We start from the raw sequence: 26,709 nt of genomic DNA, 5'->3' as shown, positions 1-26,709 counted from the left end.
ACTCGTCCGAGAGCTGGACGAACGAACGGGTAACTTGTACGCAGCTCAGGGCGACGGTAGAGAGCGCTAGGGTTAGGAGAAGAGCCTTACCAACGCTAACACCATTAATACCAGCGCCAGCGCGTAAACTGCTACTGTCAGCGGGTAGGCGGCGTTTGGGGCGTACCACGGTATGGTCAGCTCCTCGTCTCCTACCTTAACTACCGCCAAAGGCACTTTCGCTCTGTCCTCCAAGAAGCCTAGGTAAAAGGCCGGCGTGACGTTGGAGAAATAGGTCTTAACTACCTTGGACTCGTGGGGCCCTAACCTAAACTTGAAGACCACGGCCTTCCCCACGACGTGTCCGTCGCTCTTCAGTCCTGAGTTCTTCATTACGGCACAGTAACTAAAGGTCCTCGGAACGCTTATCCACCTATAACAAGTCCACTCCAAGCACTTAGGGACCCTTTCTAACACTTCCTCGAGGCGCCGCGCGGCCCTCGAGGTCCCCTTTTCGACGTAGATGCTCTCCGTCAGCTCCGTTACCTTGAACTCCCCCACCCCCCAAGTCCTACAAGCTAGCAAGGGCCCCTCGCCGGCCTCCGCACAAGAGGGGACCCGGTAGACCTCGGTCCGCCCCTCTGAGCAGTACTCCACGTAGGCCTTAGGGGAGGGGTTGGCGTAAAGGAACTTCACTATCGCCGACCCCTCCACTTCCTCGTCGCAAGCGTTTCTGACGGCCAGACTAAGCTCTCCGTAACCGCTCTCGACGCCCTTGATCTGTTCCTCCAAGGCTTGGGCCCTCGCGGTCGCCGAGAGGCACCTCCCGAGGCCTACTGTGCCGGAGGCCGCTGCGCGCCCCTCGTAGGAGAGTTCGTACTCGACGCCCGTTTCGGGGCCTACGTGGCTCAAGGTTAAGTAAAGTGCCTTCACCTCGCCGGGGCGCAGGAGGCCCTCCCACTCCGCCGTGCCCCCGGCCACTTCCCGGAACCCCGAGGCGGCGCTCACGGAGGCCCCGGAGACCTCGACCTTCAGTCTGTACTCGCCCTCGCAGAGGGCGGCCACGAGGAACTTCACGGTAGCGCCCTCCACCTCTGTTTTCACGGTCGCGCAGCCCTCGAGGGTAGCCGCTAGGGCTAGTAGGGTTAGCGCCAGAGGAAGGAGGCGCAAGGCTCCCCACCCGCGTAGACCGTTATGGCGTAAGGCCTCTCCTTTATCTCAGCTGGTAGGAGGACTTGCGCTCCCCCGTTCAACTTTATCAACAAGAAGCTGGACGAGGGCGTCGGGTTAAGGAGGAACAACCTCCTTTCGGTTACTTCACAAAAGGCTAGCCTGACGGGGTAGCTGGTCCACTTCGCGCACCCCCACTCCAAACAAGCCTCCTTTGCCACGCAAGTCTTAGTTAGCCATCCCTCCCCGCCCCTCGTCTTGCACTTGAGCTCACCGACGGGCGCGCTCTTTACACACACAACCTTTTTACACTTAGGTATGTAAATTACTTCGTTTTTCTTCTTAACACACTCCTCCTCTACCCCGCCCTTGAGGAAGGTCACTCCCTCTCCGTCAATCAAGAGCTCGCCGCGTCCGAAGGCCTTGATCAAGAAGCCCTCTTCTATCCTCTTCACCGCTGCCGCGCAGCACCCCTTACTCGAGCAGCTGACCGCTCCCCTCCACCCGTCATATACGAAGAGGGCCTTGGAGCCTTTACACAGGTTGAGGATCAGCGCGTTTGAAGCGAGCGTCGAGCTCCCGCAGCCGTCGACAATTAAGACCTTGATTTCCGAAGGGTTATCGACCACTACGTTTATTACGTAAGTTTTGTTGATATTAAATATCTTGAACGCTATGTCGGCAAAAGAGGGGAGCGCCGCGAGGGCCAAGAGCGTTAGCAAAAAGCCTACCCGGAGGAGGGCATCCTGCACCCAATTAAAGCGCTCTCATAATAGGAAACCTTCTGGCTCGCCTCGAGCGCGTTGGACTTCAAGTACTGAACGAGCCCCGGTTCGTTAGTCCTAATTCTTTCAACAGCGTCCGAGAGCGCGCAGAACACCTCGAGGTACGGGTTGCTAGTCTCACCGACGCACTTGACAGTGGGCAAGTCCTCTAGGGCGCTAGAGGCTCTCTCGAGCTCCTTCAAGGTACAGTTGAGCTGACTGATTAAGACTTTCATTTCCTTTACGAGCTTGGTAAGTTTCAGTACTTTTTGAACTTCCGGAGGCCTCTGGAGGACTTCCGCGGCTAGGGCGTCCAAAGTCTTTATCTCTTTCAGAAGTTTGGCAGTATGATTGGCAGCGACGCAGAACTCTAATGTTGACGCGTAGTAGTGGAAGTAGTTTGCGAACGCGTTGACGTACAGACCTCCTTTAGCTAGAAATGAAGTAACCGTGGCGTTTAACGTTAGACAAACGTGGAGGGCGAGGGTTAGAGGGTCCATTCTCCTCCCGGAGGGGAGGAACGTCGTGGTATTAAACTTATAAGGTAGAAGGGAGCCCAGCCGACGGGCCGGTAGCTCAGCCTGGAAGAGCGCTCGGCTTGCACCCGAGAGGTCCCGGGTTCAAATCCCGGCCGGTCCACCAGCCTCTCCCAGTTTCGGGGCTTTGCCCCCTTCGAGTTCCTCGGGGAGGAGTAGGTACCCCATGACCTTCCTCCTCTGGGCGACTGCCAACACTGTTACCCAGTCCATGCTCCTAACGGCCCCGGGGAAGCGGAACTCGTCCATTAACTTCCCGCTTACGTCCAAGACCACGACCCTCTTCTTGCCCCTATCCCCCACCGCGATCAAGTCGCCCAGCCAAGCGATGCCCGTCACCTCCAAGCCTTCGATGTACCTCACGACCTCTTTGCCGTCCAATAGGGCCAGCCCTCCTGGGACCGCGGCGGCTATCAAGGGTCCGACGGCCACTAGCTCGACCCTGCCTACCTTAACCTTCTCCCTTCCTATGAGGAGGCCGTCCTCCGTCCCGACGACTATTTCCTCCTTCCAGTCCACGCTAAGCCCTCTGGGCCTTACCTTGATCTCTTCAACGGCTTTCATCTTCCCCTCGTCGCCGTTCCACTCCAATATCGTCAACCTCCGCTCGGTTAGGACAGCTACTCTGTCCCCGTTGAAGGCGCAGTCCACTCCTTTTCCATTCAAACGTACTACTCCAGAGGGCTTACCTCTTTTGTTTTCAAACATGAATAGGGAGTTCTCTGCGGGAAAGAGGGTGAGGTGGGAGCTCACACAAGGCTTCCCTAAACGGGTTCCCTTATAATACTTCTTGGCGAGGAGCTTCCCGTCCGGCCTTATCAAGTAAGCGGTGAAGTCTGCGCTGACCGCCACGTGGCCCTCTGGCCCCTCCCTTACCACGGGCTCGTCGCTGGCGACCCTCCTGGTCCATAAGTGAACTAGCCTCAAAGTTCACCTGAGCGCTTTGACTTCTTTGACTTTAAATACTAAGGTGTCCCCTTCTGGGACCTCCGCCTTTACGCTCACTCTCTCGTTCCCGTTGCCCTTGATTCTGAGGTACTTCCTTATTATGGACGCCACGATGAGGGCCTCGGGGCTTAGGGTGAAGAACTTTACGCCCCTCTCCCTCAATATCTCGTAGGTCGGTTTGAAGACGGATCCCTTAATTTCAACGTGCCACTCATCTCCTTCCCTCTTAACCTTCACTTCGTCTGCCAGCTTTAGCTCGGCGAAAACTTTGGAGATCGCCTCTTCGGGCTTCGTGAAGTCTACGCCCCCTACCACTTGTTCCACGTACTCGCTTAGGAGCTCTCCCAGCTCTTGGAGGAGCATCTGACTGAGGGCGTTGGCACCGGCCCCTAGGGCTTTGGTTATGGCTATTTGGTAAGCAGCTACTATTCCGTTAACGAGGGCGGGACTCAAGCACACGTTCTCACTTTCTCTCAATATCTCAACCTCGTGCTTCATTATTTCTTCCGTCACTTTATCAGTAGACAGCCTATTAACCCTGCTCACGTTCTCACCCCCCCCCCCCCCAGGGGGAAATTCCTTGGGAAGCGTCGGCCTCTATCACTTCCAGTGCCCCTCGGAAACGCAACAATAACCATAATAAGTGTGTACGTGAGCTTGGTACCTCCTCACGTCATGACATATTTTTTAAGTTTTGTGGTCCAGCTCTACCCTACGTCGGTTTGGTTTCGAAACATAAGCGGAGAGCCTTCACTCTATATTTCTACCTACACCCCTCACTGACCGAAGGTGAAGGCTTGTGAACAAGGAAGCGGTGGCGGAGGCTGGGTGTAAGGCGGAGAAGGCGGCGTGGATAGTATATTCAGAGCTCGCGAAAATGGAGAAGGACGAAAGGACTAGGAAGTTATTGAGCGAACTGGCGGAGGACGAGAGGAGGCACTACGAGTTCTGGAGGTCCGTTTTGGGGAGGGAGTGCGAAGTCAAGGTTAACAAATTCCTACTGAAGGTAATGAGAAGGCTGTTCGGCCCTCTCTTCATCTTAAAGAAGATGGAAAGCGGCGAGGAGGTGTCTGCGGAGTTCTACAAGAACTTACTGGAGTCGGAAGAATTTGCAAAAGAGAAGGAGGAGATAAAGAAGATACTGGAAGACGAGCTAAAACACGAGAAGAAGTTAGTGGAGATGGTTGAGGACGCACGAGCCAAGTACGTGGGGTACGTGGCCCTAGGCCTCGCAGACTCCGTCGTAGAGATAACCGGTGTCCACGCGGGCTTCTTGGGAGCTACGGACAACCCAGTAGTGGCCGGAATGGCCGGCCTGATAGTCGGCTTCTCGGCCTCGCTCTCGATGGGCAGCGCGGCCTACGTGCAAGCTAAGCACGACCCGTCGGTAAGGCCTCCGGTCAGCGCGGCCGTCACTATGATAAGCTACTTATTGTCTGTGATTCTACTAGCTCTCCCGTACTTCTTAATAGGCAGCGTCGCGATAGCCTTCGGTACGTCGCTGCTATTGGCAATGTTAATAATGGGGCTGTTCATCTATTATAGCGCTACAATACAAGAGAAGGACTTCAAGAGGGAGTACTTAGAGACGGTGAGCCTACTGCTGGCTACAGCTATAGGCAGCTATGTGTTCGGCAAAGTCCTCGAAACTATACTAAACGTTAAGGTAGTGGAGTAGCCCAGACACCCTAGTTTTAAAGGCTCGAACCGTCTATTCCGCTGATGCGGTGAGGTGCGGTGAGGAAAGGCCTATTGGCGCTGATCCTCGTAGCTCTACCAGTCTTAGCAAACAACTACATCGCCTTGACCCTCAAGCCAGGGACGGGCGGTGTGGTGATAACCTACACCTACACCGTGGCTTTAACGGTAGGCCCGTTCTCCTTCACCACTCAAGGAGTTAAGGAAGCTCCTAACGTGCCGTTTACTACCACCATAGACATAGACCACACGCCAACGCTGATAGGCAACTTGGAGGTAGTAGGTTCGATAAACGTGACGGCCAGCGACGACCTCGGCAACGTGGCTACGGGCTCCCAAAACTTCACGCTGCTCCTCGAGCCCAACAAGACTGCCTCCGCCGTCATTAACATAACCTTGAGCAACGGCGGCGAGTTAGACGCCGAGATAGTCATGTATGCCGCCAAGCTATCCATCCCGTTCGCCGGGATAGCGGCCCTCGGGGCAGCCGCCCTCTTGGGGGCTAGGAAGCGGAGGCAGAGGAACTCCTAACTTAACGCACTTAGTCTTTGTTTTTTAAGCTACCTTAGTGTACAGACGCGTTCTCAAGACTCAAATCTATCCTTCCGCCTTAAACCGAGGGTGGACGACGCTGAGCTCGGCCACTAACGCCTCCGACGACGCCGCCAACGTCTTCACGAGGACCAGCAGCCCCCCAAGGATGGAAAACATACAAATGAGAATAGGAAAGAAGCATTTGTCGAAATACCCTTTAATAAAGACGTTCATCAAGCCGCCAACGACCAACCACTCCGAGGCGGAGAAGATCGCCAATAACTTGCGCGAAGTCGACGTTGATTCCCTAGAGAGCGTCTTGACCAACTTGTGGCCTAAGGAGGAGTCGCGCCGGAAGGAAAGCTCGTTCGTACGCATGGTGCAATTATTAAGCATAATTTCGGGGCTAGCGGCCTTGGTGCGTTTGATATCAACTTCTACGCCGCCGAACTCGCCTCTTCGCCAAGAGGCAGAGGGGCTCTATCGTGAGGTAGAAGCGCTGAAGGAATCCATTTTGAACGTGATAATTAGTTGCGAGCACTCGAAGACGGTTGCTGAGGTTATATTTTCGATAAGGAGACTCACAGACGCTTTGAAGGAATTTGACGAGGAGGCGCTAAAGAGGTTCGCTATGAAGGAGCTGGGAAAGAAGAGCCAGAACGTGGTGGGTATAAGAATCTCATCGATTTCGTGCGACGAAATGGGCGTGAAGATAGACCTTCCAAAGGAACTCGGCGAAATAGTGGCGAAAACTAAGGAGTTAATGATAGCGATGGGGTCAAAGCCCAGGGGGTTGAAGACCAAGTTGCTAGAATCTTCCATCCTTTCATTCTCGGAGGCAAAGCTGCCCGACGAGAGCTGGTCGGAGAGGCCTGAGGCGTTCGTGAAGGAGTTCTTCGAGAGGGTCGAGGAGCGCAGCAAGGTGTATGTAGAATCCCTCTTCAAGAATTGATATGGAATGTCTTCATCGGCTTTTTCGCGCGACCACCCCCAAGGCGTCCGGGGCCCTCCTAACCTCCTCAAAACCGGCTTCCCTCAACCTCTCCATAACTCCCCTGGCCAAGTCCACCCCGCTCCGCCTCTTTGGGGAGCCGGTGTAGTGGAAGAGCACTCCCCCGCGCTTCAGCACCCTGTACAGCTCTTCGTAAAACTCCCTCGAATACAGCTCCCCAGCCATTGTGATAACCGGCGGGTCGTGGATTATCCTGTCGAACGTCTCGTCCTCCACCCTCTTTATGAATGTAGATACGTCGTCGTTGTATATCTCTGCCTTAACGAGCTCCCAAGACCAAGGGTTCCACTCTGCCAGTTGAATCACGTTAGGGTCCTTCTCCACCGTCACTACCGTCGCTCCCCTTCTCAAGCTTGCTATTGCAGTATAGCCCAAGCCCATGCAAGTATCCAATACCTTGTGACCGCTCCTCACCCTCGCGTTCCTCACCTTGGACAAGGCGTCCTTCCAAGGGTCGGTGCCGGCTATCCTGTGCATGTGGACTCCGTCTATCTCAAGGGTGGGAGGGCCGGGCTCCTCCAGACCCCTCAGCTTGTAGAAGTGGCGCGAGCGCACGACTAAGGGCAAGAGTCCCTCCGGGGTCACGGCGTGGAGGGTGTTGCCCATGCGTTTGATTACGTACTCCAACTCGTCGGTCGGAACCCTCAGCCCATTTATTATTATCGCTCCCTCGGAGCTTTGAACATCTAAGACCGCTCCCCACTCGTCCACCCTACCTCCGGGGAGAAGCCTCTTTAACCACTCGCCCGTAACTACCGGGAGCCTCTTAGGGACAAAATTTACCTTCACGGGGCTCACCGGGGCGTGAAGGGCTGTGACGTCGGTGATTTGTAAGCTCTGCAGGCCCAAGAGGCCGGCGAAGAGGAAGAAAGTCGTTGTGGTCCACCACAACGACTTCGACGGCATTATGGGCGCGGTGGCCCTCTTTAGGCTTCACAGCTCAGACGACTTCGTCTCGATAAGCACCTCGAGGAGGAAGGTATTAAAAAACTTGAAGAAGGCTATAAGACAAAAGCCGGACTTGCTCTACGTAGTCGACATAGGGCCCAACGACCACGAGCTGGAGGAGCTGGAGGGCCTTCTGAGGGGTAGGACGTTCAAGCTCGTTTGGATGGACCACCACAAGTGGAGCCAGAGGGCCTTAGAGAAAATCAAGGAACTGGCGGACGAGCTGGTTTACGACAGGTCTACGTGCGGAGCGGGGCTTGCGGCGAGGTACGCAAAGGAAAGGGGCGCGAGGCTCTGTGACTGTTGTGAAGAGTTAGTCGAACTGAGCTGCGATATAGACCTATGGATTAGAAAAGATCCCAGGAGCGAGAAGATGAGCATAGCCCTTGGAAACAGAAGGTGGAGAAGGTTCTTGATCGACAAGCTGTGGAAGTGCGTCGGCTGGGACGCCGACTGGGAGGAGGCCTACGAAGAGGCCCTCAGGGAGATGGAGGAGAGCTTGCAAAAATACTTGAAAAAGGCCGTAGAAGGGGAGGTCGACGGGATAAGCTACGTAATGGTCCCCATCAAACTGAAGGACGTCGCCCACGTATCGTTTATGGCCGAAGAAATAAGGAAGAAGAGGACCTACGACGTCATAGCCTTCGTCAGTGACGTCGGCAGTCTACACATGAGGAGGGGGACCGAAAGGGTCGACTTGAGCGAGCTGGCCAAGGAGTTCTCCGGCGGGGGTCATCCGGCGGCCGCCGGGGGGAACTTGAACTACAGCTTCATAGAAAAGATAATGCATAAGCTGTTCCTAAGAGTTAACGCAAAGAAATTCGAGTCCGGCCTGAGGGCGTACTTGGAGAAGTCGAATGCTGATAAAGGTATGCGTGAAGCCGAACTCTCCCAAGAGCGAAGTGGTGGGTGAGGAGGACGGCTGCTTGGTCGTGCGCGTCGCCGCTCCCCCGGAGGGAGGGAAGGCCAATAGGGAACTATTGAAACTTTTGAAGAAGTATTTCAAAGCGAAGAAAGTAGAGATAGTTAAGGGTCATACGTCCAGAATGAAGGTAGTGAGAGTTGAAACTTGAGCCCTCCCCCTTCCCTCCAACGGACAAGTCGTTTTAAGGCGCTGGGAAGAGCACCAGAGAGGAGGTAAAGGTATGGCAGTCAAGGGCAAGGTTCTTAGAGTACGTGGTCCGGTCGTCATCGCCGAGGACATGCAAGGGGTTCAAATGTACGAAGTGGTGGAAGTGGGCAAGGACGGGCTCGTGGGGGAGGTAACCAGAATAACGGGAGACAAGGCGGTCATACAAGTGTACGAGGACACCACAGGCATAACTCCCGGAGAGCCCGTAGTGGGTACGGGCTCGCCCTTCAGCGTCGAGCTGGGGCCGGGCCTCCTCAGCCACATCTTCGACGGCATACTTAGGCCTCTGGAGAGCATACACGAGGTCGCTAAGTCCCCGTTCATAAAGAGGGGCATCAAGGTACCCTCGCTCGACCGCTCCAAGAAGTGGGAGTGGCGCCCCAACCCGGAGCTCAAGCCCGGGGACAAGGTGAGCGGCGACGATATCTTAGGCACCGTCCCGGAGACGCCCTTGATCGAGCACAAGGTCATGGTGCCCCCCAACGTAGTGCCGGTGGACAAGGCGGCCACCCTCAAGTGGTTGGCCCCCGCCGGCGAGTACACCATAGAAGATACCATAGCTGTGGTCGAGTACGAGGGTAAGGAGATAGAGCTCAAGATGTACCACAGGTGGCCGATAAGGAGGCCTAGGCCGGTCAAGGAGAAGTTCGAGCCAGTGACCCCCTTGATAACCGGCGTCAGGGTGCTCGATACATTGTTCCCCATGGCCAAGGGCGGGACCGGCGCCATACCCGGCCCCTTCGGCTCCGGCAAAACGGTCACCTTGAGGACGCTAGCCGCTTGGAGCGACGCCAAGGTGGTCATTTACGTCGGCTGCGGCGAGAGGGGCAACGAGATGACGGACGTCTTGGTAAACTTCCCCCACTACAAGGACCCGTGGAGCGGCAGGCCGCTTATGGAGAGGACTATATTGGTTGCCAACACCTCTAACATGCCCGTAGCGGCGAGGGAAGCTTCCATCTACGTGGGCGTCACCTTGGCTGAGTACTACCGTGACATGGGCTATGACAGCCTCTTGATAGCCGACTCCACCTCCAGGTGGGCCGAGGCCCTCAGAGACATCGCCGGCAGAATGGAGGAGATGCCCGCGGAGGAGGGCTTCCCGCCCTACTTGGCCTCCAGGTTGGCGGAGTACTACGAGAGGGCCGGCAGGGCGAGGATCCCCGGCAGGCCGGAGAGGGTGGGGAGCGTCACGATAGCCTCGGCCGTCTCCCCGCCAGGAGGCGACTTCAGCGAGCCCGTCACCAGCCACACCAGGAGGTTCGTGAGGGTCTTCTGGGCGCTGGACGCGAGCTTGGCTTACGCGAGGCACTACCCGGCCATCAACTGGTTGGTGTCCTACAGCTTGTACGTAGACACCGTAGCTAAGTGGTGGCACGAGAACATAAGCCCCAAGTGGAAGGAGTACAGAGACGAAATGATGAGCATACTCCTCAAGGAGGACGAACTAAAGGAGATAGTGAGGCTCGTAGGGCCGGAGAGCCTCAGCGAGCCCGACAAGCTGATAATAGAGACGGCTAGGATCATAAAGGAGGCCTTCCTCCAGCAGAACGCCTTCGACCCCATAGACGCGTTCTGCTCTCCGAAGAAGCAGTTCCTCATGATGAAGATAATCATAGACTTCTACAGGAAGGCTAAAGAGCTGGTGAACGCCGGGGTACCCGTCGCCACAATAAGGGAGGCGGTAAAGGAGGAGGTCGCAGAGCTCATAAGGAGCAGGTTTACTGTGAGGAACGAGGAGCTGGAGAAGCTAGAGGACTTGTACGCCAGGTTCATGGAGAAGCTCTCCTCCTTGAGTCCCTAATCGCGTTTTTGAGCGCGATGATGACCATCCCGACCACTCCCGAAGGGATGGGGACGCGGTGGCTGTCTGAGCTCACGCCAGCAGCGCGATCATTATTGCGGAGGCGGCCGCCGCGATCCCCACCTTCACTGACTTGACCGTGACCTCTTCAGCTTCTTTGCTAACCATAGATTCTCCCATTGCAACGTACTTTACCTTATTAATTGCAATATGTATCGGTTCAGCTCTTCCCTTTATTACCTTGAAGCCCTTGAAGGAGGACGGCTCGTAGGTACTCCTCCCGAAGCCCGCGCAACTGTGGTCGTCTACCGTGCTGATTAAGTCAATCCCTTCCAACTTGTTCTTTCCATTAACGGCGTTGTTCCCAAACGCCACCGCGTGTTTGAACGGTCCCCAGTCTATTAAGAAGCCCTTGCGCTCGCACAGCCCCTCCCCCTCGAACTCGACCTCGTAGACCTTCGGTTCCTTCAACTCTACCCTCTCCGTCGGCTCGCAAGAGCTCAGCTCCTCCAAGAGCTTCTGGGGGGACGGCGAGGGCCCCTCGGCGTTGTGCGGGTCAGCTACCTCACACCTCCACTCCACGCAAGGCAAGTCGTCCGCGCCGGAGGGGTGTTCCACTACCGCGACGCACCCCCCTTCGAACGAATAGACGTAGACGTTAACTCCTTCCCCCTTCATCTTCGTCAACTCCGCCTTGCCCTCCCGCCCGTGCTTTAGCCCCCTGACCAAGGCGTAGGCCTCCCACCTCGAGGCCGGGTTGTTTTCGTGCGAACCGCACAAGCGGTGGGGCACGGCCCCGTTTAACGCCATTAGGTGAGGCAGCACCGAGCCCATTGAGTACCTCATCAAGCCGAAGTGTGCATCAGTGAAGACGAGCGGTCCGACCCTTATTTCCTTGGCCTCCTTAGTCCTCCCGCGGTCGTGGACGAACCTCTCGAGGGGCCAGTAGTCGTCGCCCATCCACGCCCTGAGCCACGCTATTCCGAAGTCAACCGTGCCGACGAGCTTTCCATAAACTACGGCTAGGATTACGGGCATCAAGGCGATGACTGCTTCCGGGCTGGCTAGGTACAGCACGTTGGGGGCAAGCAGTATCAAGAGGGGGTTAGGCGAGTACAGCGCCGCGGCGACGCCCTCGAAGAGGGCAGCTAGGGGGCGTTTCCCCGCTAGGGAAGCGAGAGAGGATAGAGCAATAAGGAAGGCGAGCCTCCTCCCGTTCAGCACCCTTTCCTCGTAAAATAAAATAGAAAAGACGATTAGGGAGAGCAGCGTTAAGGGGTCTCTAAGGCTCAAGGCAGAAGCCGAGAGGGCGGCCAGCGCGTAGGCGACCTCGTCCCTCGGCAGTGTCACGAGCAGCTTGTAGTATTTTAGAAGCGTGTTCAAGGCCTTCCGGGGGTAGGGCTTGTCAAGGGTTATTGTCGCTTATGACGGCACTAAGTACTGCTTTTACGAGATCAACGACGAGGGCAAGGCCGTTAGGAAGGAGTGTTGTAAGGAGGCGGTCCACGTGAAGCTGAGCGCCCCGTGCGAGCTGGAGGGCTACTCAGACGCGCCCGGCTTTGTGGCGCGGTGCGAGGGGAGGGCGGAGTGTAAGGGCTCCAGCCTGGTGGTGCTAGGGGCTTAACTAACACTTGACCCCTTCTATGCATATTCCTAACTTGTTCATCGCGTTGCACAGCTCTTTGGACGGGATGAGCGCTATCCCGCCCAACTCATTTTCAATCAAAAACAGGTCTCCGTACTTCTTAACTATCCTCGCCTTGATAACGCAGTCCAAGGTCACACCAGCGACAAGTCCATGAAGTCCATGGGTAGGCGCTTGCCTTTGGCCTTCAACTCGTCGTACTTCTTCTCTAAGTACCTTATGAAGACCGGGCAGCCGTCGAACTTGCCCGCTCTGTCGCACTTGTAGTCGAACTCCAAGAAGCACTTACCGGTCCTCTTGTCGTAGTACGGGCACAGCTTGTGGTACTTCTTCGCGGATATCATTATCTGTCTTATCCACTTGTACTTGGGGTCGTTCTTCTTCATTATATCTTCGGTCTCGGTATCGGTTATCTCTTCTAGGAGCTTCTCAAGATCCTTGTCGCTCACGGTCTTGGGCAAGGACACCTCACCCCCGGAACTGGTACTAGTCGAGCTCTCTGGAGCTACGTCCTCGCTCGCCTAAAATAGTGTTGTGCCCCTCCTGACCGGGGACAGCCCTTTGAACGGGGACCTCCAGAAGAGCACCGATTATGACCGCTTGATCAAGGTGTTCGGCGTCACTCCCTTGTCAGAAGAGGTCCTAAACAAACTCCCCGAGAGGCACAAACTGTTCGAAATAGGTTACTTCTTCGCCCACAGGGACTTCGACAAAGTCCTTGAAGGCTGGGAGAGGGGAGAGGAGTTCGCCATCTTAACGGGGAGGGGGCCCTCCAACGTAATGCACTTGGGCCACATGCTGCTCTTCGACTTCGTCGCTTGGATGCAGAAGACCTTCAAGGTTCCGGCTTACATACCGTTGAGCGACGACGAGAAGTACGTGTTCTTGAAGGTAGATAGCTTGAGGGAGGCGGCGTTCTACGCCTATGACAACGCTCTCGACATCGCCGCTTTGGGATTCGACGAGAAGAAGACTTACTTCTTTATTTCCACAAAAACCCCAGAAATATACGAGATGTCCGTGGAGCTCAGCACGGAAGTCACTTTGAACGAGGTCAAGGCAGTATTCGGCTTCACCGACAGCGACAACCCCGGCAAGTATTTCTACTCCGTCGTCCAGTCCGCGCACATACTCTTCCCGACCGTCAGAAAGGGGTACCGCTCCTTAGTCCCCATCGCCATCGACCAAGATCCCTACATAAGGTTGAGCAGGGACATAGCGGAGAGGAAGAAGCTCCCCAAGCCCGCCGCGTTACACAGCAAGTACTTGCCGGGGCTGACCGGGGAACCGATGAGCGCTAGCAAGCCCGAGACGGCGATATTCTTGGACGACCCACCTAAAGTGATAAAGGAGAAAATTTGGAAGGCCTTGACGGGCGGCCAGCCCACGGTGAAGGAGCAGAGGGAGAAGGGAGGGGACCCGGAGAGGTGCGTGGTCTTCAAGTGGTTGGAAGCCTTCGTCTTGGACCCCAAGGAGGCTGAGGAGTGGAAGGGGCGCTGTAGGAGGGGCGAAGTGCTTTGCGGCGAGTGTAAGAAGAAGCTTTATGAGGGCATAGTGAGGATCCTCAAAGAGCACCACGAGAGGAAGTTGAAGTTAGCGGACAAGGCTGACAAGTTCTTCTTACACCCCGTGGACTGGGGAGAGGTGGACAAAGTAAAGGAGAAGACCAAGAGGCTCTTGGAACAGTTCAATCTTTCTTGAGCCACTTCAGCAAGCCCGAGCCCTCGTCCGAGCCCTTCCGCCTCTTCTCGCCCTTCCCCTTCTTCGTGCCCTTCTCGTACTCTTTCTTGAGTTCCTTTACCACCTCCTTCGCTTTGGTTTGTTCTTCCGCCTTTACCGTTCTGGAACTCTTCAACTCTTCTACGTACTTCTTTACTAATTGATACTTACTCTTTGCTAAGTACTTTATCATAGGGTCGCTCAAGCGGAGGCCCAGCGCCAGCCGCGCGAAGTAGTTCGGGTTCACTTGGGCGATGAACTGCAACATAGGTATTATTTCCCTCCTCACGTAGGATTTGGAGGAGTGCGTCAAGAGCGCCAAGTGAGAGGCGAGCTCGTCCCTGACCCTCCTCTCTTCCTTAGTCCTCGCCAACAGCACTATCTTCTCCGGGTAGCTCCACCTTGCCCTCTTGTGGTACTTGGTCTTGGCGAGCGCCACCCCGGGGCCCAAGGCGTTGAAGAAGTAGGGTAACAAGGACCAGTTCATAGTCCTCCTTATCCTGCCGTATATCACGTCCGCCCTCGAAACTGCTTCCATTCCCCTCCATAAGTCGTAAGGGTCGTCGCCGTACTGCTTGGGGACGTTTTCAGCTATCCACAAGAATAGGGTGTCGTAGTCCAAGTCGGTACTCGTTACGGCCTTCCTAGCTTGCCAAGAGTACTTGGAGTAGAACAAGCTCTGCAGCATCTCCCAAGGAGTTAGCACCCTGTCCCTCTCGACCAACAAGGCGCTCGCCAAGTCTAAGGTTACCTTGCCGTAGGCTTCAGCGATGGATTGTAAGTCGTTGATCGACGCCCTCAAGTCTCCCTTGTTCTTTTCTATGATGTAGTCCACAGCCTCCTTCTCGCAATAAACGCCCTCCTTTTCGCATATTTTTAGTAAGAACTCGCGGGCCTTGGTCTTGGGTATCCTTTTGAACTCGACCAACAAGCTCTCCTCCCTTATCGGCCTTAGGTGAGTCCCCCACGGGTCGTTGGCCGTCATTACGATAGGGTTCTTCGTCTTCTTTATTAATTCCAGTATAGCCGCGACGGCCCCCTCGTCCCCCCTGGGCGAGAGCCCGTCCACCTCGTCTAACAAGATCAAGCGCCCCTTCCAAGGCGGCAAGGGCTTCTTGGTGGCGGCGGCTATGGCTACGCGCTCTATATCTCCTTTCCTCCTGAAGTCGCTAGCGTTCATCTCAATTTTTTCTAAGTTGAATTCGTTGCATATAGCCTCGACCAAGCTAGTCTTTCCCACGCCCGGAGGACCCCACAACAGGGCGGCCCTCTTCTCCGGAGGTGTGCCGCTCAGCCACTTCTTTATCCAAGGTATTAACACCTCCTTAGCCTTTTCTTGGTCTATAACGTCCTCTACCCTTTTTGGCCTATACTTTATTATCCACGGTACTGCGCTCAACGCTTAGCACCTCCCTTGAACTTAGGGCCCAACAGGGCCAGCCTCGCCAAGAACGCTTGTAGCTGGACCTCGTCGTCCGCGCCCTCTGCCAGCCTGAACTGCACCTCTCCCGCGTAGTCCGCCAGCAACACTTTGAGCTCTTCCGGAAGCTCGAAGCTCCCGCCCATCAACTCCCTTTGGAACATCTTCAGCACGTCCAGCCCGGAGAGGCCGTACTCTATCATGACGTCCCTTAGAAGCTTAGCGGACTTGGTGAAGTCGCCGTTGAGGGCATACTCGAGGATCTCCTTTATCTTGCTCGGATGGACGTAGCCTATGGCCTTATAGACCGCGTCTTTAGTTACCTTGCCCAAGGCAGCTGCTGCTTGAAGGATGTTTATAGCCTTCCTCATGTCTCCTTCCGAGATGTTGTATATCTCCTCCAGAGCGTCCTCCTCGCATTGGACCCCTTCCTTCTGACAGATGTACTTGAGTCTTTCTATTACCTTATCCTTAGGCAGGGGGCGGAAGCGGAAGTACACGCACCTAGACTGCACGGGCTCAATTATCTTGCTCGGGAAGTTAGCTAACAGTATGAACCTAGTGGTAGTGGAGTACATCTCCATAAGCCTCCTGAGGGCTTGCTGGGCGTCGGCGGTCATGTTGTCGGCCTCGTCCAGTATGACCAACTTGAAGGGGACTGTGGGAGGGGTCCTAGACCTCGCGAACTCTTTCACCTTGGTCCTTATAACGTCTATGCCTCTTTCGTCGCTTGCGTTAAGTTCCAAGATGTATTGCCTATACTTTTCTCCATAAAGGTCGTGGGCGAGGGCGAGGGCCGCGGTGGTCTTCCCCGTTCCCGGAGGGCCGGCGAAGAGCATGTGCGGCACGTTCTTCTCCTCTACGAACTTCTTCAGTCTCCTCACTATGTCCTCTTGATCCACTATTTCGTCTAAGCTCTTCGGCCTGTACTTCTCTGCCCACAACAACTCTTCCGGAGCGGACAAGGAGCCTTTTCCCCGAGCCTCTCGACGGCGCCGGGAGTATAACTGGTCAAAGGGCTGAAAGTTGTGCTACACCTCAGCCGCTTGATTAGAGGCGCGCCGGTACTACGGCCCCGCGGGGGCGAATGAAGCTCACGGTAGCCCTTCGTTTGGAAAGGAACCTTTACTTAGAGGAGAGGGTCAAGGTCATTCTGTTGAAAGAAGTGAGCGACTTGTTCGACGGAGAGACCTTCTTGAAGCTCGGTAAGGGCATGGAGGTGGAGCTCCCGCGCTGGCTGGCGAAGAAGTTAGTTGACATGAACTATGCCAAGTACGTAAAAGAGAAGGGTGTGGACGAGACACTTAAGGAAGTGGCCAAGTTCAGGTTCCTCGAATCGAAGAAGGACGACCCCTTGCCGACCCAACTCCCTCAAGACTTCTTCAAGAGGGTTAGGGAGGTTGTTGACAAGTACAAGAACCCTGTCTTCGAGGGGAAGGACGTAGAGGAGCTCGCCCAGAAGCTGTTGAAGGTAACCAAGATCAAGGCGCAGTTGGAGGAATTAATAGATTTGAGGTTGATGAAGATAATATCTAAGATAATAAACGAGGGGGAAGTTCCCGTCAGCTTGAGGGAGAGGCTGACGCCGGAGGAGCAAGTGATCGCGGACGAGCTGGAGGGCGACATATCTCAGTGGAAGAGGGTGGTGATCGGTGAGTGAGGCGGGCTTCCTCGAGGAGAAGTTACCGGTCGAGGAGCGGTTCAGAGAGTTCTTGGAGTCCTACGAAGTAAACGGGAGAGTGAAGTACAAGGACGAAATAAGGAACGCCGTGGCCGAGAGGAGGGCGAGCGTAGTAGTCGACTTCACCGACGTAATAGAGTTTGACCAAGAGTTGGCCGAAGAGATAGTCGAGAACCCGCTGGAAACGTTAGATAAACTGGATCAAGTAGTTACAGAAATAGCAAGCGCGTTTGCAAACAAAAAGTACCCGATGAGAGTTCGCTTCACCAACTTGCCGGAGAAGGTGAGGCTCAGAGACCTTAGAGAGAGGTACGTCGGCAAGTTAGTGGCGTTCGACGGGATAGTTACGAAGGCGACCAACGTAAAGGGCAAGCCGAAGAAGCTCTACTTCCGGTGCGAGGCGTGCGGGACGGTGTTCCCGGTCGAGCAGAGGGGAAAGTACTACCAAGCCCCTACCGTCTGTCCCAACCCGGAGTGTCCTAAGAAGACCGGCCCTTTCACCTTGTTAGAGAACCACCCCAAGAACGAGTACGTGGACTGGCAGCTCCTAGTGGTGCAAGAGAAGCCGGAGGAGCTCCCGCCGGGACAAATGCCTAGGAGCATAGAAGTTATAGTGGAGGGCAAGGACCTCGTCGACGTAGCGCGCCCCGGAGATAGGGTTACAGTAATAGGCGTCTTGGAGGCGGTTCCCAACAGAGTGCCCAAGAGAGGTTCCATGGTGGTTTTCGACTTCAAGATGATAGCCAACAACATAGAGGTTTCGCAGAAGGTGTTGGAAGACGTCCACTTGAGTCCGGAGGACGTCGAAAGAATAAAGGAGCTCTCGAAAGACCCCTGGATCCACAAGAGCATAATCTTGAGCATAGCCCCGGCTATATACGGCCACTGGGACATAAAGGAGGCGATAGCCTTCGCGCTCTTCGGAGGGGTACCGAAGGAGCTGGAGGACGGAACTAGGATAAGGGGCGACATCCACGTCTTGATAATAGGGGACCCGGGCACGGCCAAGTCCCAGCTCTTGCAGTACGCAGCTAGGATAGCGCCGAGGAGCGTTTACACGACCGGCAAGGGGAGCACCGCGGCGGGCCTCACGGCTGCAGTAGTTAGGGACAACATAACCGGCGAATACTACCTAGAGGCCGGCGCCTTAGTGTTGGCGGACGGCGGAGTGGCGGTCATAGACGAGATAGACAAGATGAGGGAGGAGGACCGGTCGGCCATACACGAAGCTATGGAGCAGCAGACGGTCTCCATAGCTAAGGCGGGAATAGTGGCCAAGCTCAACGCCCGCTGCGCGGTGCTCGCGGCGGGCAACCCCCGGTACGGCCGCTACGTGCCCGAGAGGTCCGTGGCGGAGAACATAAACTTGCCCCCGAGCATACTCTCGAGGTTCGACCTAATATTCGTCTTGAGGGACGTCCCTGACCCGAAGAGGGATAGGAGGTTAGTAAGGTACATATTGAACGTACACAAGGAGGCCGACAAGATAGTCCCGGAGATACCGGCGGACTTGCTGAAGAAGTACATAGCCTACGCGCGGAAGAGCGTGAAGCCCAAGCTCTCGGAGGCCGCGGCGAGGATAATCGAGAACTTCTTCGTAGACTTGAGGAAGACCGCGGCCGAGAACCCGGAGATGGGCGTCCCCATAACAGCGAGGCAGCTGGAAGCTCTGGTCAGGATGAGCGAGGCCCACGCGAAGATGGCCCTCAGAAGCGTGGTGGAGGAGGCCGACGCGATAGAGGCTGTCCGCATGATGCTCGCATTCTTAAGTACGGCTGGGGTCGACGTAGAGACCGGCAGGATAGACATAGATACCATATACGTGGGCGTTTCCAAGAGCAACCGCCAAAAGAGGCTGATATTGAAGGACATAATCAAAGAGAAGTTTAAGGAGAAGGGGACTTGTGTGCACTTGAAGGAGGTAGTCAGGGAGGCGAGGAAGAGGGGTCTGAACGAGGAAGAGATAGAGCAAATACTGACCCAGATGGTCAACCAAGGCGAGATATACGAGCCCAAGACCGCCTGTTACTCCCCGCTATAGCTCGATCTCCTCCTTGAGGTAGTAAGTCCTAACCCCGCAGCACTCCTCCACCCCTACGTAGCCCTCTGACACTAAGAACTCCAAGTAAACCTTCAACCTTCGCTTGTTTGTGCCGAGCGCGCGGCTCAAGGCACTTAGGGTCATCGGGCCGCTGTCCTTTAACACTATGAGCGCCTTTAACATAGTCGGCCTATTCAGTATTTCACGCGAGATGCGCAACGTTGTACCCCCTCCTCTTAAGTATCTCGAGGACTCTCCTCCTCATGGCGTCCGGAGGGTACCTCACGCTTATTATGGAGGACCTCCCCTTTGAGTTCTTCACCTTACCCACGATCCTGTCTACGATGCCTTTCTTCTCCATGTCCGTCACGTACTGGTAGACTTGGGTGTGCTTCCTAGGCTCCACGCCCGCCACTTCGCACACCTCCCTGTACTCCTCCTCTATCCTACCTATGGGCACCCCCTCGGGGTCCAGCTTCAACAAGTTCAACAGGGAGAGGAGCAGCAAGAGCTGGTGGTCGTTAAGGTCTTCCAACGCCTCGCTTATCCTAATCAAGTCCCCTCCCCTCTCGCTCAAGACCCCCCAAGCGACCCTAACGTCGTCAATCGTTATTTGACTCCTCCCGTGCTCTTCTGCGTTCCTCGCGGCGTAGTATAACATCTCTATAGCGAACCGCGCGCTCCCGGAGTCGGGCAAAGTGGGGTTCACGTCGTAACCTATCATCCTAGAGATCTCCCACAGTACTTCTTCGTCGTAAGAGCTCTCGTAGAGGGCAAGCTTCGCCCTGTCTTCCAGAATGTCGAAGAGTTGAGAGCTCGTGTAGGGGTCGAAGTGTATGTGGCGACTCTTCAAGTTAAGTTTAGCCTTTTGATCGCTTAAGTACCTCTCCATAACATCAAAATCTCTAACTATGAAAACGACGTGGACCCTCTTCTTCTTGTACTCGGAGTCCTCGTACATGCGGACGAAGAAGTTGGTCAAGGACTCGCCTTGCCTCTGGAGGGCCACGTGGAAGTCGTCGAGGACCAAGAGCATGTAGCGATCCTTCCTCTCTAATCTATTCATAATTATGTCCAGCTGCTCCTTGGGCGAGAGCCCCCGGGCGGGCTGAGGGACCCTCAGCATGCTGTTTAATACCGTGGCCAAGATGGAGTTCAAAGTGCTGTTCTTGAAGCAGTTCACATGGGCCAGTATTATCTCTTTTCCTTGTTTCTCTTTTAAATGTTTAGCGAGTCCGTGCTCGTAGAAGAAGATTGTGGAGTGGGTCTTGCCTACCCCTTGCTTCCCCGATATAACCGCGAAGTTGAAGGTCTCTCCGGGTTCCTTAACCAAGGACATGAAGAGGTAGGCCAACTTCTTGAGTTCCTCCTCCCTGTGGGGCATTCTAGGGGGCACTGTGTCCGGGTGCAGGAGCTCCTCGTTCTTTATGACCCTGTGACCCCCCGAGTATATTTCGTCGAAGAGCTCGCTGCTCACCCCGCTCCCCCTTTAGTTACCTCTCGAAAGTTTTTACACCAACAGTGTATACACAAAACTTTCGCTCCCGCGAATAACGAAAAATTTTTTAAACCAATTCCCTCTCCGGAGGCTCGGAGAGCGCCGCCGTAGTATAGTCCGGCCAAGTATGCGGGCCTCTCAAGCCCGTGACCCGGGTTCAAATCCCGGCGGCGGCACCACACTTACCCACAACCTAACACCACTTCCCAAAGCTCTCCTAACCTTACCTCAAGACCCTAAAGGGTTAGGGATACTGAACCACGCCGACGTAGAGGCGCTGCCCTCGGAACGCTCGGAAGAGGATCCTCCGTCCCAGCCGATTTCTACCTCTCTAAGGAAATCTTGACGAGGATCATCATCGTAATAACCCTAAATAACTCAGCTACGTATTAACCCGTAGTGGAGTTAATGGGCTTACGGCGGGGCGCGGCGGAAGTAAAGATTAAGGAGCAACTCGGACGACTGCTCCACGAGCTGCCGCCGGCAGTGAGGGTCGAGCTCCAAATCCTTCCCGCCGAATGCGTCAAGACGTTCAGCGAAGTATATAAAAAGAAGAGAAAGAAAACGTGGCTTGCGTACTTACTCGTACCAATAGTGGGTCTCCACTACTTGTACTTAGGAAGGCCGTTGAAGTAGCTCTTGTTTTTCCTAACCGTAGGCGGCTTTTTCATATGGCTTATCTACGATCTGCTTACCTTATACAAGAGGATACGCTTAATGAATGAGGAAGCGGCACTGGAAGTGATGAGTTACATTAAGAGTCTGGACGCGCGTCGCCCTATTAGCAATCTAATAATAGGGACGCGAGCGCTGCTCTGAGCTCCAGAGGAAGCGGTTTGAAGCGTTCCTCGCTGAGGGAGGCTTCAAGTTCTCCGACTTCAAGCGTCCGCCTTGAGGAATTCGAATGTGAAATACGAGCCCTTAAAGGTATGCGGCGAGCGAGTTTGAGCTTTAGAACTTAAGGGCGCGTCCGCTTTTCGGTTACGATATCCAAAGAGGCGACTCGAGGGAGCGGTGGAACGTTCCGTTAAGAAAAACCTTTCGAGACCTCTGGAGCGAAACTTCGAGCGTCGGAACAAAGTTTGGAAGCGATGGGGTGAAAAATAGACTAAATTATCGTCGAAGCCAGCGGAAGGCGAACGCGTGACCGGGAGACGTCGTTCACCTTTACAGAGGGTTAATACGAAAGGGTTTCGAGCTCGCGACAACCGTTTGAGGAACAGGAGGTACGGGAGGTGGAGGTCTTAGAAAAGGTACTGTGCTAAAAAGTTAATCTTAACTTCCGCGGCCGCCTAAGACCTTCTCGTAATAGTCCCTTATCTTGATGTTCTTTTCAACAGGTAAGATGACTATTCGCCCATCGCCTGGATGCCCGGTGTAAGCTCCCTTAGCTATCGCCTCTACGGCCTTGTCCACTTCCTCGTCCTCCACTATTAGTTCGATTTGTAGCTTGGGGATGAACTCCACGGTTACTGGCACTCCCCTGTAGTTTAGGGTGACGCCCTTCTGCGTCCCCCTCCCCTTTACTTCCACTATAGTCATCGGGTATATCCCGACCTTCTCGAGCTCGTCCTTTACGTCTTCCAACTTCTCAGGCCTTATGAATGCAATTATTAGCTTCGTCATCCCGGCCACCCCCTTAGATGACGTAGGCCTCCTCTCCGAGCTCCGACACGTCGAGGCCTATCCTCTCCACTTCCTCCGGCACCCTCCAGCCCACGACCTTGTCTATCAGAGTCGCTAATACGTAGGTAGCGGCGACGGAGTAAGCTATGCTTACGACCGTGCTGAGTATCTGGACTACCAGTTGGTAAGGGTCGCCGAAGAGCAGGCCCGCCCTGCCCCCTACTAGGGGGTTGGCGAAGATGCCGGTTGCGATAGAACCCCAGACGCCGCTCATCCCGTGAACTGCCCAAGCATCCAACGTCTCGTCCCAGCCCTTAGCTATCCTGAACTTTACGGCGTTGTAGCTGACCACCGAGGCCAAGGCCCCTATGACGAGGGCCCCTAGGGGGTCCACGTAACCGGCCGCCGGAGTTATCGCGACCAGCCCGGCCACGACGCCGGACGCGAAGCCGACGCTGCTGGATATTCCGTTCTCCCTGAGATCCAAGTAAACCCACGCGAGACCTCCCGCGGCGGCGGCCAAGGCGCTCACGAGTAACGCGTTGGCAGCGTCTTGGTTCGCGGCGAGGGCGCTCCCGGCGTTAAAGCCCAACCAGCCGAACCACAAGGCTCCCGCGCCCAACAAGACCAGCGGTATGTTGTGGGGGACAGGCTCCACTCTCTTTATGAACTTCCTTTTACCTATTATGAGGCTCAACACCAGTGCGGAGAAGCCGGAGCTTATGTGTACTACCAGCCCCCCGGCGAAGTCCAACGCGTCCATCGAGGAGAGCCAACCTCCTCCCCAGACCCAGTGGGCTATTACGCTGTAGACCAATAAGGTCCACAAGAAGCTGAAGGCGATCCACGCCTCAACTTTGCCCCTCTCCGCTATAGCGGAGGCGATTATTGCCACTGCTATTGAGGCGAACATCCCTTGGAAGGCCGCGAACAAGGAGGCGGGGATGTCGGTCCCGGGCCAAACCTTTGGTAAGGAGTTAGGCAGCAAGGCGAAGTATTGGAGGGGGTTGCCTATCAGGCCGTAGAGGTCCTTCCCGAAGGCTACGCTGAAGCCGAAGAGAGTCCACGCTATGAGCCCTGTGGAGAACGCGAGGAGGACGTGTAGCATGGTCGAGAGGACGTTCCTATCCCTCACGAGGCCTCCGTAAAACGCGGCCAAGCCGCTTACGCTCATGAACAAGACCATTGAGGTTGCGCTCAGTACCCAAGCCACGTCGCCCGCGTTAAGGCCGCTCACCTTTCCGTTTCACCCGAGCTACGACGACGAGTGAACATAATCATAACAATTTGGGCAATATTGTGGAATATTGTTTCAATCAATCTAATTCCTCTAGAACAATGTTTACTACAGTGCGGGGAAGCCATGGTTGGATGTTGACTGGGGTTCGCTAGCCGTCGCCGCACCTTTGGAAGAGAGGTCGGGACAGACGCTTTCTAGTGTAACCTTATAGTATCATTAATGAGAATATCGTAATTCTATTAACTTACGCGACGTCGGTGAAGGTTGATCCAGTCGCGTTTGATATCGTTCAAGAGGGAGGCTAAGGAGCAGCTGGACGCCTTGAAGGAGAGCAAGCCCTCAGTTGACTACAAGGCTATAGAGTCCAAGCTGGGGCTGGTGGAGTAGTTCTTGTTAAGGGCTACAAAGCCTATGAGGCTTTACGAGCTGGCGAAGGTGAAGTGCCAAATGGCCTCCGTCGGGGGAGCGGAAACGTTGATAAAGGCGTACATAGCGAAAGAGATAGACAAGGCCTACGAGGAGTTTAACAAGTTCTACGGCAAGTGGAAGGAGGTGTATAGCCAGCTGTCCTCGAGGTTGAAGGAGTATAAGAACTTGGTGAAGTACTTGGGGTTGGTGGGATGAAAATAGCGTTTCGACCGCCGCTCTCCGTTTTATTGGACGGACCACTCGCTCCTACCCCGGACCGTTGGAGCCTCCGTTACCACACTCTGGAGCCTTCCCTTTATACGCGGGGTGGCGGCCCCGCCGGGACTTGAACCCGGGACCACGGGCTCCGGAGGCCCGCGCTCTTCCTGGCTGAGCTACGGGGCCCCGGGCAACTCACCTCCCCAGCTAGTTTTGAGATTGACGCGAGTCCAACCTCATTTCTCATATAAGATCTTGTTTAAGGATCGTGAGGGCCTGCAGAGGTAAGAAGGTTTGTATTAACAAGAACGCCGTAGTGGTCCCGAGGCCGGCGGCCGCGTAGCCCTCCAAGACCTCCTCCAGCGTGTGGGCTCTGAGCCTCAGCCGGGACCAAGCTATTGCCACCGTTATAATGACCAGAACGAGGCCCACCTCTTTCCCGAAGGCCCACCCCAACACAGCCGTGCTGGTGACGGCGGTCGCGACATGAATTGACACCTTTACCACTCTGGAACAAGCGGCGGCGACTAAGCTCGTTAGCGCGTAGGCCAGAGTCTCCGTAGCCACGTACTTAGCTCCCAACACGAACAACAAATACGAGCCGAAGATCCCGCCCAAGCCCGAAAGGGCCAATATGGAGGTCCTCTTCTTGAATTCGTTAACATTCCAGTCGAAGGCCCCCATCCGAACCCCTCTGAAGTGTTTGAGGAAGGGTAGGAGGGCCAGCGAGAGCAAGGCGAGTATACCGTAAAACAAGTTACCGTCCTTAAACCACGACGTCAGCACGAGTACGAGGCCGAAATCATAAGGGTTGAAGACGTACGAGATTACGTCTGCCAACACTAAGTCTATCGGTCTCTCTTTCTTCAAAGCTCTTCACCTAGGGTCTCCTCCACCACTTCGCCGAGGGTTACCACTCTCCCCGAAGTTCCGTAGATCTTCTTGCCCAAGTCCTCTGCCTCCTCCCTTTGGAACTCCTCCGAGATCAGTATCATGTATTCCTCAGCTTCGTCTATCCCAATGACTACCTTACCCTTCACGTTGGCCACCCAGAGGCCGGGAGCTAAGCCCTTGACCCCTTTGACCTCCTCCACGTAGTGGTCCGAGGCGTAGTGTTTCACGTTCTTGGGCGAGCCGACCAAGGTCGCCTTGCTGCTCTTGAGGATTTCGTTCAACACCCTCTTGTTCTTCGGCTTCTCGGTTAGAATGACGAAGTCTATGTCTATTAAGTCCTCCGGCAGCTCCGAGGGGTCGACCACGGCGTACACGTCCTCTCCCCTTATGCTCAAGTACCCCCTCTTAGCGGCGACCCTCCACATAGACCTTCACCCCCAGAGAGCTCAGCGCGTCCCAGAACCCGGGCCAGCTCTTGTTGACGCACTCCGCGGACTCTATAACGGCCCCCGCGGCAGACCCCAACACTGCGGCGAGCATCGCTATCCGGTGGTCGTCCGGGCACTTAAGTCTGCAAGGCCTTAGCGACTCCGTTCCCAAGACCCTTATGCTCGGCCCGTCGACGCGCGCGCTCACGCCGAAACACTTGAGCGTTTGCAATATCGTCTCTATCCTGTTTGACTCCTTATATACTAAGTGAGAGAGGCCCGCCAACACGCTCTCTCCCTTGCTGACGGCCGCCACGGCCGCCAGGGGGAGGGCTAGGTCCGGCTCGTCCTTCAAGTTTACTCGAGTCCCCTTCGGCCTCACGCTCCCTTCTACGCGCAAGTAGCCGTCGGAGTAGCTGACTTCCACCCCGAACTTCCTTAGGTAGTCTACCAGCCTGTGGTCCCCCGGGCCGCTCTCCGGGGGCGGCAGGGGGCCCACCTTCACCTCGCCCCCGCTCACCACCGCCAGGGCGGCCGGGAAGGCGGCCAGCGCGTAGTCCCCGGGCACTTCAGACCTTACGGCTTTCAGCTCCGAGGGCTCCACTTCGCAGTAAGAGTACTTCGCGTCGCACTTGACCTTGGCCCCGAAGAGCCTCATCACCCTCTCCGTTAAGGCGATATAGCCCCTTGAGACGGCGTTCTTAACGGTTATTTTTGCCCCCCTCTCGCTCTTGGTGGAAGCTATTAGAGCCGCCGTCACGTGTTGGCTGGTTACGCTCCCGTCCACCTCCGCCTCCCCGCCCGGGAGCCCCCCGAAGCTCACGACCGGGAGGAGTCCCCCCCTCAAGCTGACTACCTCCGCCCCCAAGGCGTTCATCACTTCCACGACCGGAGTCATGGGCCTCCTGCGGAGGCTGGCGTTACCCGTTACTACTACCCCGAAGCCTTTAGGCACCAAAGTCCCCACGGCTATCGCTATCCGCGCCCCCGTGCCGGAGCCCCTCATGTTGATTACGTCCTCGGGTACCTTGACCTCCCCTCCCTCTATCGCAACCTCCCCTCCCTTCGCCTCCACCTTCGCCCCGAAAGCCCGGACCGCCTCCAGCGAGGCGAGCACGTCGTCTGACTCGGGCACCCTCCGAAAGGAGCTCCTCCCCTCGGCCAAGAGGGCCAAGAAGGCTGCCCTCTGGGCCCAGCTCTTGCTCGGCGGCGCCTCTACGGAGCCCTCCGGCGTCGACGGCTCTACCCTCACCCTCAAGTTCCTCTTGCCCTCACAAGGGCCGTCCGTAAGTGCCGGAGTATTCAGCATTACTTTAACGCTTGAGGGCCCAGAACCCCGAGGGAGCGAGGTTAGGGTTAAAGGAG

31 protein-coding genes and 3 tRNA genes are annotated in these 26,709 nt (G+C 55.7%); 15 read left to right on the top strand and 19 right to left on the bottom strand.

Translation table 11 applies throughout. The features are described 5' to 3' along the window. Positions 1–72: 72 nt before the first annotated feature. Genes IGNI_RS06785 through IGNI_RS06775 form a run of 3 tightly spaced genes read right to left on the bottom strand, consistent with a single transcriptional unit; the run spans position 73 to position 2,413 of the window. Positions 73–1,149 (bottom strand): hypothetical protein, encoded by a 1,077-nt coding sequence (locus IGNI_RS06785; protein WP_012123455.1) that lies wholly within the window; start codon positions 1,147–1,149, stop codon positions 73–75. Further along, a complete protein-coding gene (locus IGNI_RS06780; RefSeq protein ID WP_012123454.1) occupies positions 1,125–1,871 on the bottom strand; it encodes a hypothetical protein in 747 nt (248 codons plus the stop codon). Before IGNI_RS06780 ends, IGNI_RS06785 begins: the two co-directional genes overlap by 25 nt. A 5-nt stretch (positions 1,872–1,876) precedes the next feature. Then, the gene (locus tag IGNI_RS06775) at positions 1,877–2,413 is read right to left on the bottom strand and encodes a hypothetical protein (protein ID WP_012123453.1); all 537 of its coding nucleotides are present in this window, start codon (positions 2,411–2,413) and stop codon (positions 1,877–1,879) included. A 65-nt stretch (positions 2,414–2,478) separates the two neighbouring features. Here IGNI_RS06775 and IGNI_RS06770 point away from each other — a divergent pair. Next, positions 2,479–2,555, top strand: a tRNA-Ala gene (locus tag IGNI_RS06770). On the opposite strand, the gene IGNI_RS07600 is transcribed toward IGNI_RS06770, so the two are convergent. Together IGNI_RS07600 and IGNI_RS06760 are read right to left on the bottom strand one after the other, a co-directional pair. Further along, complete coding sequence (locus IGNI_RS07600) at positions 2,534–3,376, bottom strand: hypothetical protein (RefSeq protein ID WP_012123452.1); 843 nt, start codon at positions 3,374–3,376, stop codon at positions 2,534–2,536. The genes IGNI_RS06770 and IGNI_RS07600 overlap by 22 nt on opposite strands. 3 nt (positions 3,377–3,379) lie before the next feature. Continuing rightward, entirely contained in the window at positions 3,380–3,943 is a 564-nt protein-coding gene (locus IGNI_RS06760; RefSeq protein ID WP_012123451.1) for a hypothetical protein, read from the bottom strand. 253 nt (positions 3,944–4,196) lie between these two features. On the opposite strand from IGNI_RS06760, the gene IGNI_RS06755 reads away from it, so the two are divergent. From IGNI_RS06755 to IGNI_RS06745, 3 genes are all read left to right on the top strand, one after another. Next, positions 4,197–5,075, top strand: a complete 879-nt coding sequence (locus IGNI_RS06755) for a VIT1/CCC1 transporter family protein (RefSeq protein ID WP_012123450.1) — start codon at positions 4,197–4,199, stop codon at positions 5,073–5,075. Between the two features lie 59 nt (positions 5,076–5,134). Further along, positions 5,135–5,626 carry a hypothetical protein gene (locus IGNI_RS06750; protein WP_148202284.1) on the top strand — a complete coding sequence of 164 codons (492 nt, stop codon included), beginning with the start codon at positions 5,135–5,137 and terminating at the stop codon, positions 5,624–5,626. Between the two features lie 205 nt (positions 5,627–5,831). Continuing rightward, positions 5,832–6,581, top strand: coding sequence for a hypothetical protein (locus IGNI_RS06745; protein ID WP_187145963.1), 750 nt, complete (start codon positions 5,832–5,834; stop codon positions 6,579–6,581). A 12-nt stretch (positions 6,582–6,593) separates the two neighbouring features. On the opposite strand, the gene IGNI_RS06740 is transcribed toward IGNI_RS06745, so the two are convergent. Then, positions 6,594–7,430: a class I SAM-dependent methyltransferase gene (locus tag IGNI_RS06740; RefSeq protein WP_202943254.1), complete on the bottom strand. Its 837-nt coding sequence runs from the start codon at positions 7,428–7,430 to the stop codon at positions 6,594–6,596. Between the two features lie 34 nt (positions 7,431–7,464). Between IGNI_RS06740 and IGNI_RS06735 the strand changes: the two genes are divergently transcribed. The 3 genes from IGNI_RS06735 to IGNI_RS06725 all read left to right on the top strand — a co-directional run bounded on the left by IGNI_RS06735 (position 7,465) and on the right by IGNI_RS06725 (position 10,525). Further along, complete coding sequence (locus tag IGNI_RS06735; protein WP_187145962.1) at positions 7,465–8,502, top strand: DHHA1 domain-containing protein; 1,038 nt, start codon at positions 7,465–7,467, stop codon at positions 8,500–8,502. Beyond that, entirely contained in the window at positions 8,465–8,662 is a 198-nt protein-coding gene (locus tag IGNI_RS06730) for a DUF167 domain-containing protein (protein ID WP_202943253.1), read from the top strand. The genes IGNI_RS06735 and IGNI_RS06730 overlap by 38 nt, the downstream gene beginning before the upstream one ends. 72 nt (positions 8,663–8,734) lie before the next feature. Then, the gene (locus tag IGNI_RS06725) at positions 8,735–10,525 is read left to right on the top strand and encodes a V-type ATP synthase subunit A (protein WP_012123445.1); all 1,791 of its coding nucleotides are present in this window, start codon (positions 8,735–8,737) and stop codon (positions 10,523–10,525) included. A 72-nt stretch (positions 10,526–10,597) separates the two neighbouring features. Here IGNI_RS06725 and IGNI_RS06720 read toward each other — a convergent pair whose 3' ends face one another. Then, positions 10,598–11,908 carry a DUF2070 family protein gene (locus IGNI_RS06720; RefSeq protein WP_012123444.1) on the bottom strand — a complete coding sequence of 437 codons (1,311 nt, stop codon included), beginning with the start codon at positions 11,906–11,908 and terminating at the stop codon, positions 10,598–10,600. 19 nt (positions 11,909–11,927) lie between these two features. On the opposite strand from IGNI_RS06720, the gene IGNI_RS06715 reads away from it, so the two are divergent. Beyond that, positions 11,928–12,149 (top strand): hypothetical protein, encoded by a 222-nt coding sequence (locus IGNI_RS06715; RefSeq protein WP_012123443.1) that lies wholly within the window; start codon positions 11,928–11,930, stop codon positions 12,147–12,149. Here IGNI_RS06715 and IGNI_RS07835 read toward each other — a convergent pair whose 3' ends face one another. Continuing rightward, positions 12,150–12,302 carry a hypothetical protein gene (locus IGNI_RS07835; RefSeq protein WP_187145961.1) on the bottom strand — a complete coding sequence of 51 codons (153 nt, stop codon included), beginning with the start codon at positions 12,300–12,302 and terminating at the stop codon, positions 12,150–12,152. 2 nt (positions 12,303–12,304) lie between these two features. Beyond that, a complete protein-coding gene (locus tag IGNI_RS06710; protein WP_420805650.1) occupies positions 12,305–12,637 on the bottom strand; it encodes a hypothetical protein in 333 nt (110 codons plus the stop codon). 94 nt (positions 12,638–12,731) lie between these two features. On the opposite strand from IGNI_RS06710, the gene trpS reads away from it, so the two are divergent. Continuing rightward, entirely contained in the window at positions 12,732–13,871 is a 1,140-nt protein-coding gene (trpS, locus tag IGNI_RS06705; RefSeq protein ID WP_012123441.1) for a tryptophan--tRNA ligase, read from the top strand. Here the strand turns inward: trpS and IGNI_RS06700 are convergent. Then, complete coding sequence (locus tag IGNI_RS06700; RefSeq protein ID WP_012123440.1) at positions 13,858–15,288, bottom strand: replication factor C large subunit; 1,431 nt, start codon at positions 15,286–15,288, stop codon at positions 13,858–13,860. The genes trpS and IGNI_RS06700 overlap by 14 nt on opposite strands. Continuing rightward, on the bottom strand, positions 15,285–16,274 hold the full coding sequence (locus IGNI_RS06695; protein WP_012123439.1) for a replication factor C small subunit: 990 nt from the start codon (positions 16,272–16,274) through the stop codon (positions 15,285–15,287). The genes IGNI_RS06700 and IGNI_RS06695 overlap by 4 nt, the downstream gene beginning before the upstream one ends. A 146-nt stretch (positions 16,275–16,420) precedes the next feature. Between IGNI_RS06695 and IGNI_RS06690 the strand changes: the two genes are divergently transcribed. Then, complete coding sequence (locus tag IGNI_RS06690) at positions 16,421–16,969, top strand: DNA replication complex GINS family protein (RefSeq protein WP_187145960.1); 549 nt, start codon at positions 16,421–16,423, stop codon at positions 16,967–16,969. After that, positions 16,962–19,031, top strand: coding sequence for a minichromosome maintenance protein MCM (gene mcm / locus IGNI_RS06685; protein WP_012123437.1), 2,070 nt, complete (start codon positions 16,962–16,964; stop codon positions 19,029–19,031). Before IGNI_RS06690 ends, mcm begins: the two co-directional genes overlap by 8 nt. Here mcm and IGNI_RS06680 read toward each other — a convergent pair. Then, complete coding sequence (locus tag IGNI_RS06680; RefSeq protein WP_012123436.1) at positions 19,026–19,250, bottom strand: transcriptional regulator; 225 nt, start codon at positions 19,248–19,250, stop codon at positions 19,026–19,028. The two genes, mcm and IGNI_RS06680, sit on opposite strands and share 6 nt — an antisense overlap. Next, on the bottom strand, positions 19,234–20,508 hold the full coding sequence (locus IGNI_RS06675) for an ORC1-type DNA replication protein (RefSeq protein WP_012123435.1): 1,275 nt from the start codon (positions 20,506–20,508) through the stop codon (positions 19,234–19,236). The genes IGNI_RS06680 and IGNI_RS06675 overlap by 17 nt, the downstream gene beginning before the upstream one ends. A gap of 122 nt (positions 20,509–20,630) precedes the next feature. On the opposite strand from IGNI_RS06675, the gene IGNI_RS06670 reads away from it, so the two are divergent. Both IGNI_RS06670 and IGNI_RS06665 read left to right on the top strand, forming a co-directional pair. Continuing rightward, a tRNA-Glu gene (locus IGNI_RS06670) sits at positions 20,631–20,708 on the top strand. A 229-nt stretch (positions 20,709–20,937) separates the two neighbouring features. After that, on the top strand, positions 20,938–21,165 hold the full coding sequence (locus IGNI_RS06665) for a hypothetical protein (protein WP_148202281.1): 228 nt from the start codon (positions 20,938–20,940) through the stop codon (positions 21,163–21,165). Between the two features lie 639 nt (positions 21,166–21,804). On the opposite strand, the gene IGNI_RS06655 is transcribed toward IGNI_RS06665, so the two are convergent. Together IGNI_RS06655 and IGNI_RS06650 are read right to left on the bottom strand one after the other, a co-directional pair. Beyond that, complete coding sequence (locus tag IGNI_RS06655) at positions 21,805–22,155, bottom strand: P-II family nitrogen regulator (protein WP_012123434.1); 351 nt, start codon at positions 22,153–22,155, stop codon at positions 21,805–21,807. A 13-nt stretch (positions 22,156–22,168) separates the two neighbouring features. Further along, on the bottom strand, positions 22,169–23,392 hold the full coding sequence (locus IGNI_RS06650) for an ammonium transporter (RefSeq protein ID WP_012123433.1): 1,224 nt from the start codon (positions 23,390–23,392) through the stop codon (positions 22,169–22,171). Between the two features lie 267 nt (positions 23,393–23,659). Here IGNI_RS06650 and IGNI_RS07950 point away from each other — a divergent pair, with 267 nt between their 5' ends. Continuing rightward, positions 23,660–23,782 (top strand): hypothetical protein, encoded by a 123-nt coding sequence (locus tag IGNI_RS07950; protein WP_012123432.1) that lies wholly within the window; start codon positions 23,660–23,662, stop codon positions 23,780–23,782. A gap of 3 nt (positions 23,783–23,785) precedes the next feature. Next, entirely contained in the window at positions 23,786–24,019 is a 234-nt protein-coding gene (locus IGNI_RS06645; RefSeq protein ID WP_012123431.1) for a hypothetical protein, read from the top strand. Between the two features lie 112 nt (positions 24,020–24,131). Here IGNI_RS06645 and IGNI_RS06640 read toward each other — a convergent pair. The 4 genes from IGNI_RS06640 to aroA all read right to left on the bottom strand — a co-directional run bounded on the left by IGNI_RS06640 (position 24,132) and on the right by aroA (position 26,653). Next, a tRNA-Arg gene (locus IGNI_RS06640) sits at positions 24,132–24,208 on the bottom strand. 57 nt (positions 24,209–24,265) lie between these two features. Then, on the bottom strand, positions 24,266–24,892 hold the full coding sequence (locus tag IGNI_RS06635; protein ID WP_012123430.1) for a hypothetical protein: 627 nt from the start codon (positions 24,890–24,892) through the stop codon (positions 24,266–24,268). After that, complete coding sequence (locus tag IGNI_RS06630; protein WP_012123429.1) at positions 24,889–25,341, bottom strand: hypothetical protein; 453 nt, start codon at positions 25,339–25,341, stop codon at positions 24,889–24,891. The genes IGNI_RS06635 and IGNI_RS06630 overlap by 4 nt, the downstream gene beginning before the upstream one ends. After that, complete coding sequence (gene aroA / locus IGNI_RS06625; protein ID WP_012123428.1) at positions 25,322–26,653, bottom strand: 3-phosphoshikimate 1-carboxyvinyltransferase; 1,332 nt, start codon at positions 26,651–26,653, stop codon at positions 25,322–25,324. The genes IGNI_RS06630 and aroA overlap by 20 nt, the downstream gene beginning before the upstream one ends. Between the last annotated feature and the right edge of the window lie 56 nt (positions 26,654–26,709).

Origin of the sequence: Ignicoccus hospitalis KIN4/I (genome assembly GCF_000017945.1) — an archaeon.
GTDB classification, from domain to species: domain Archaea; phylum Thermoproteota; class Thermoprotei_A; order Sulfolobales; family Ignicoccaceae; genus Ignicoccus; species Ignicoccus hospitalis.
This window is presented reverse-complemented; position numbering and strand designations above follow the sequence as displayed.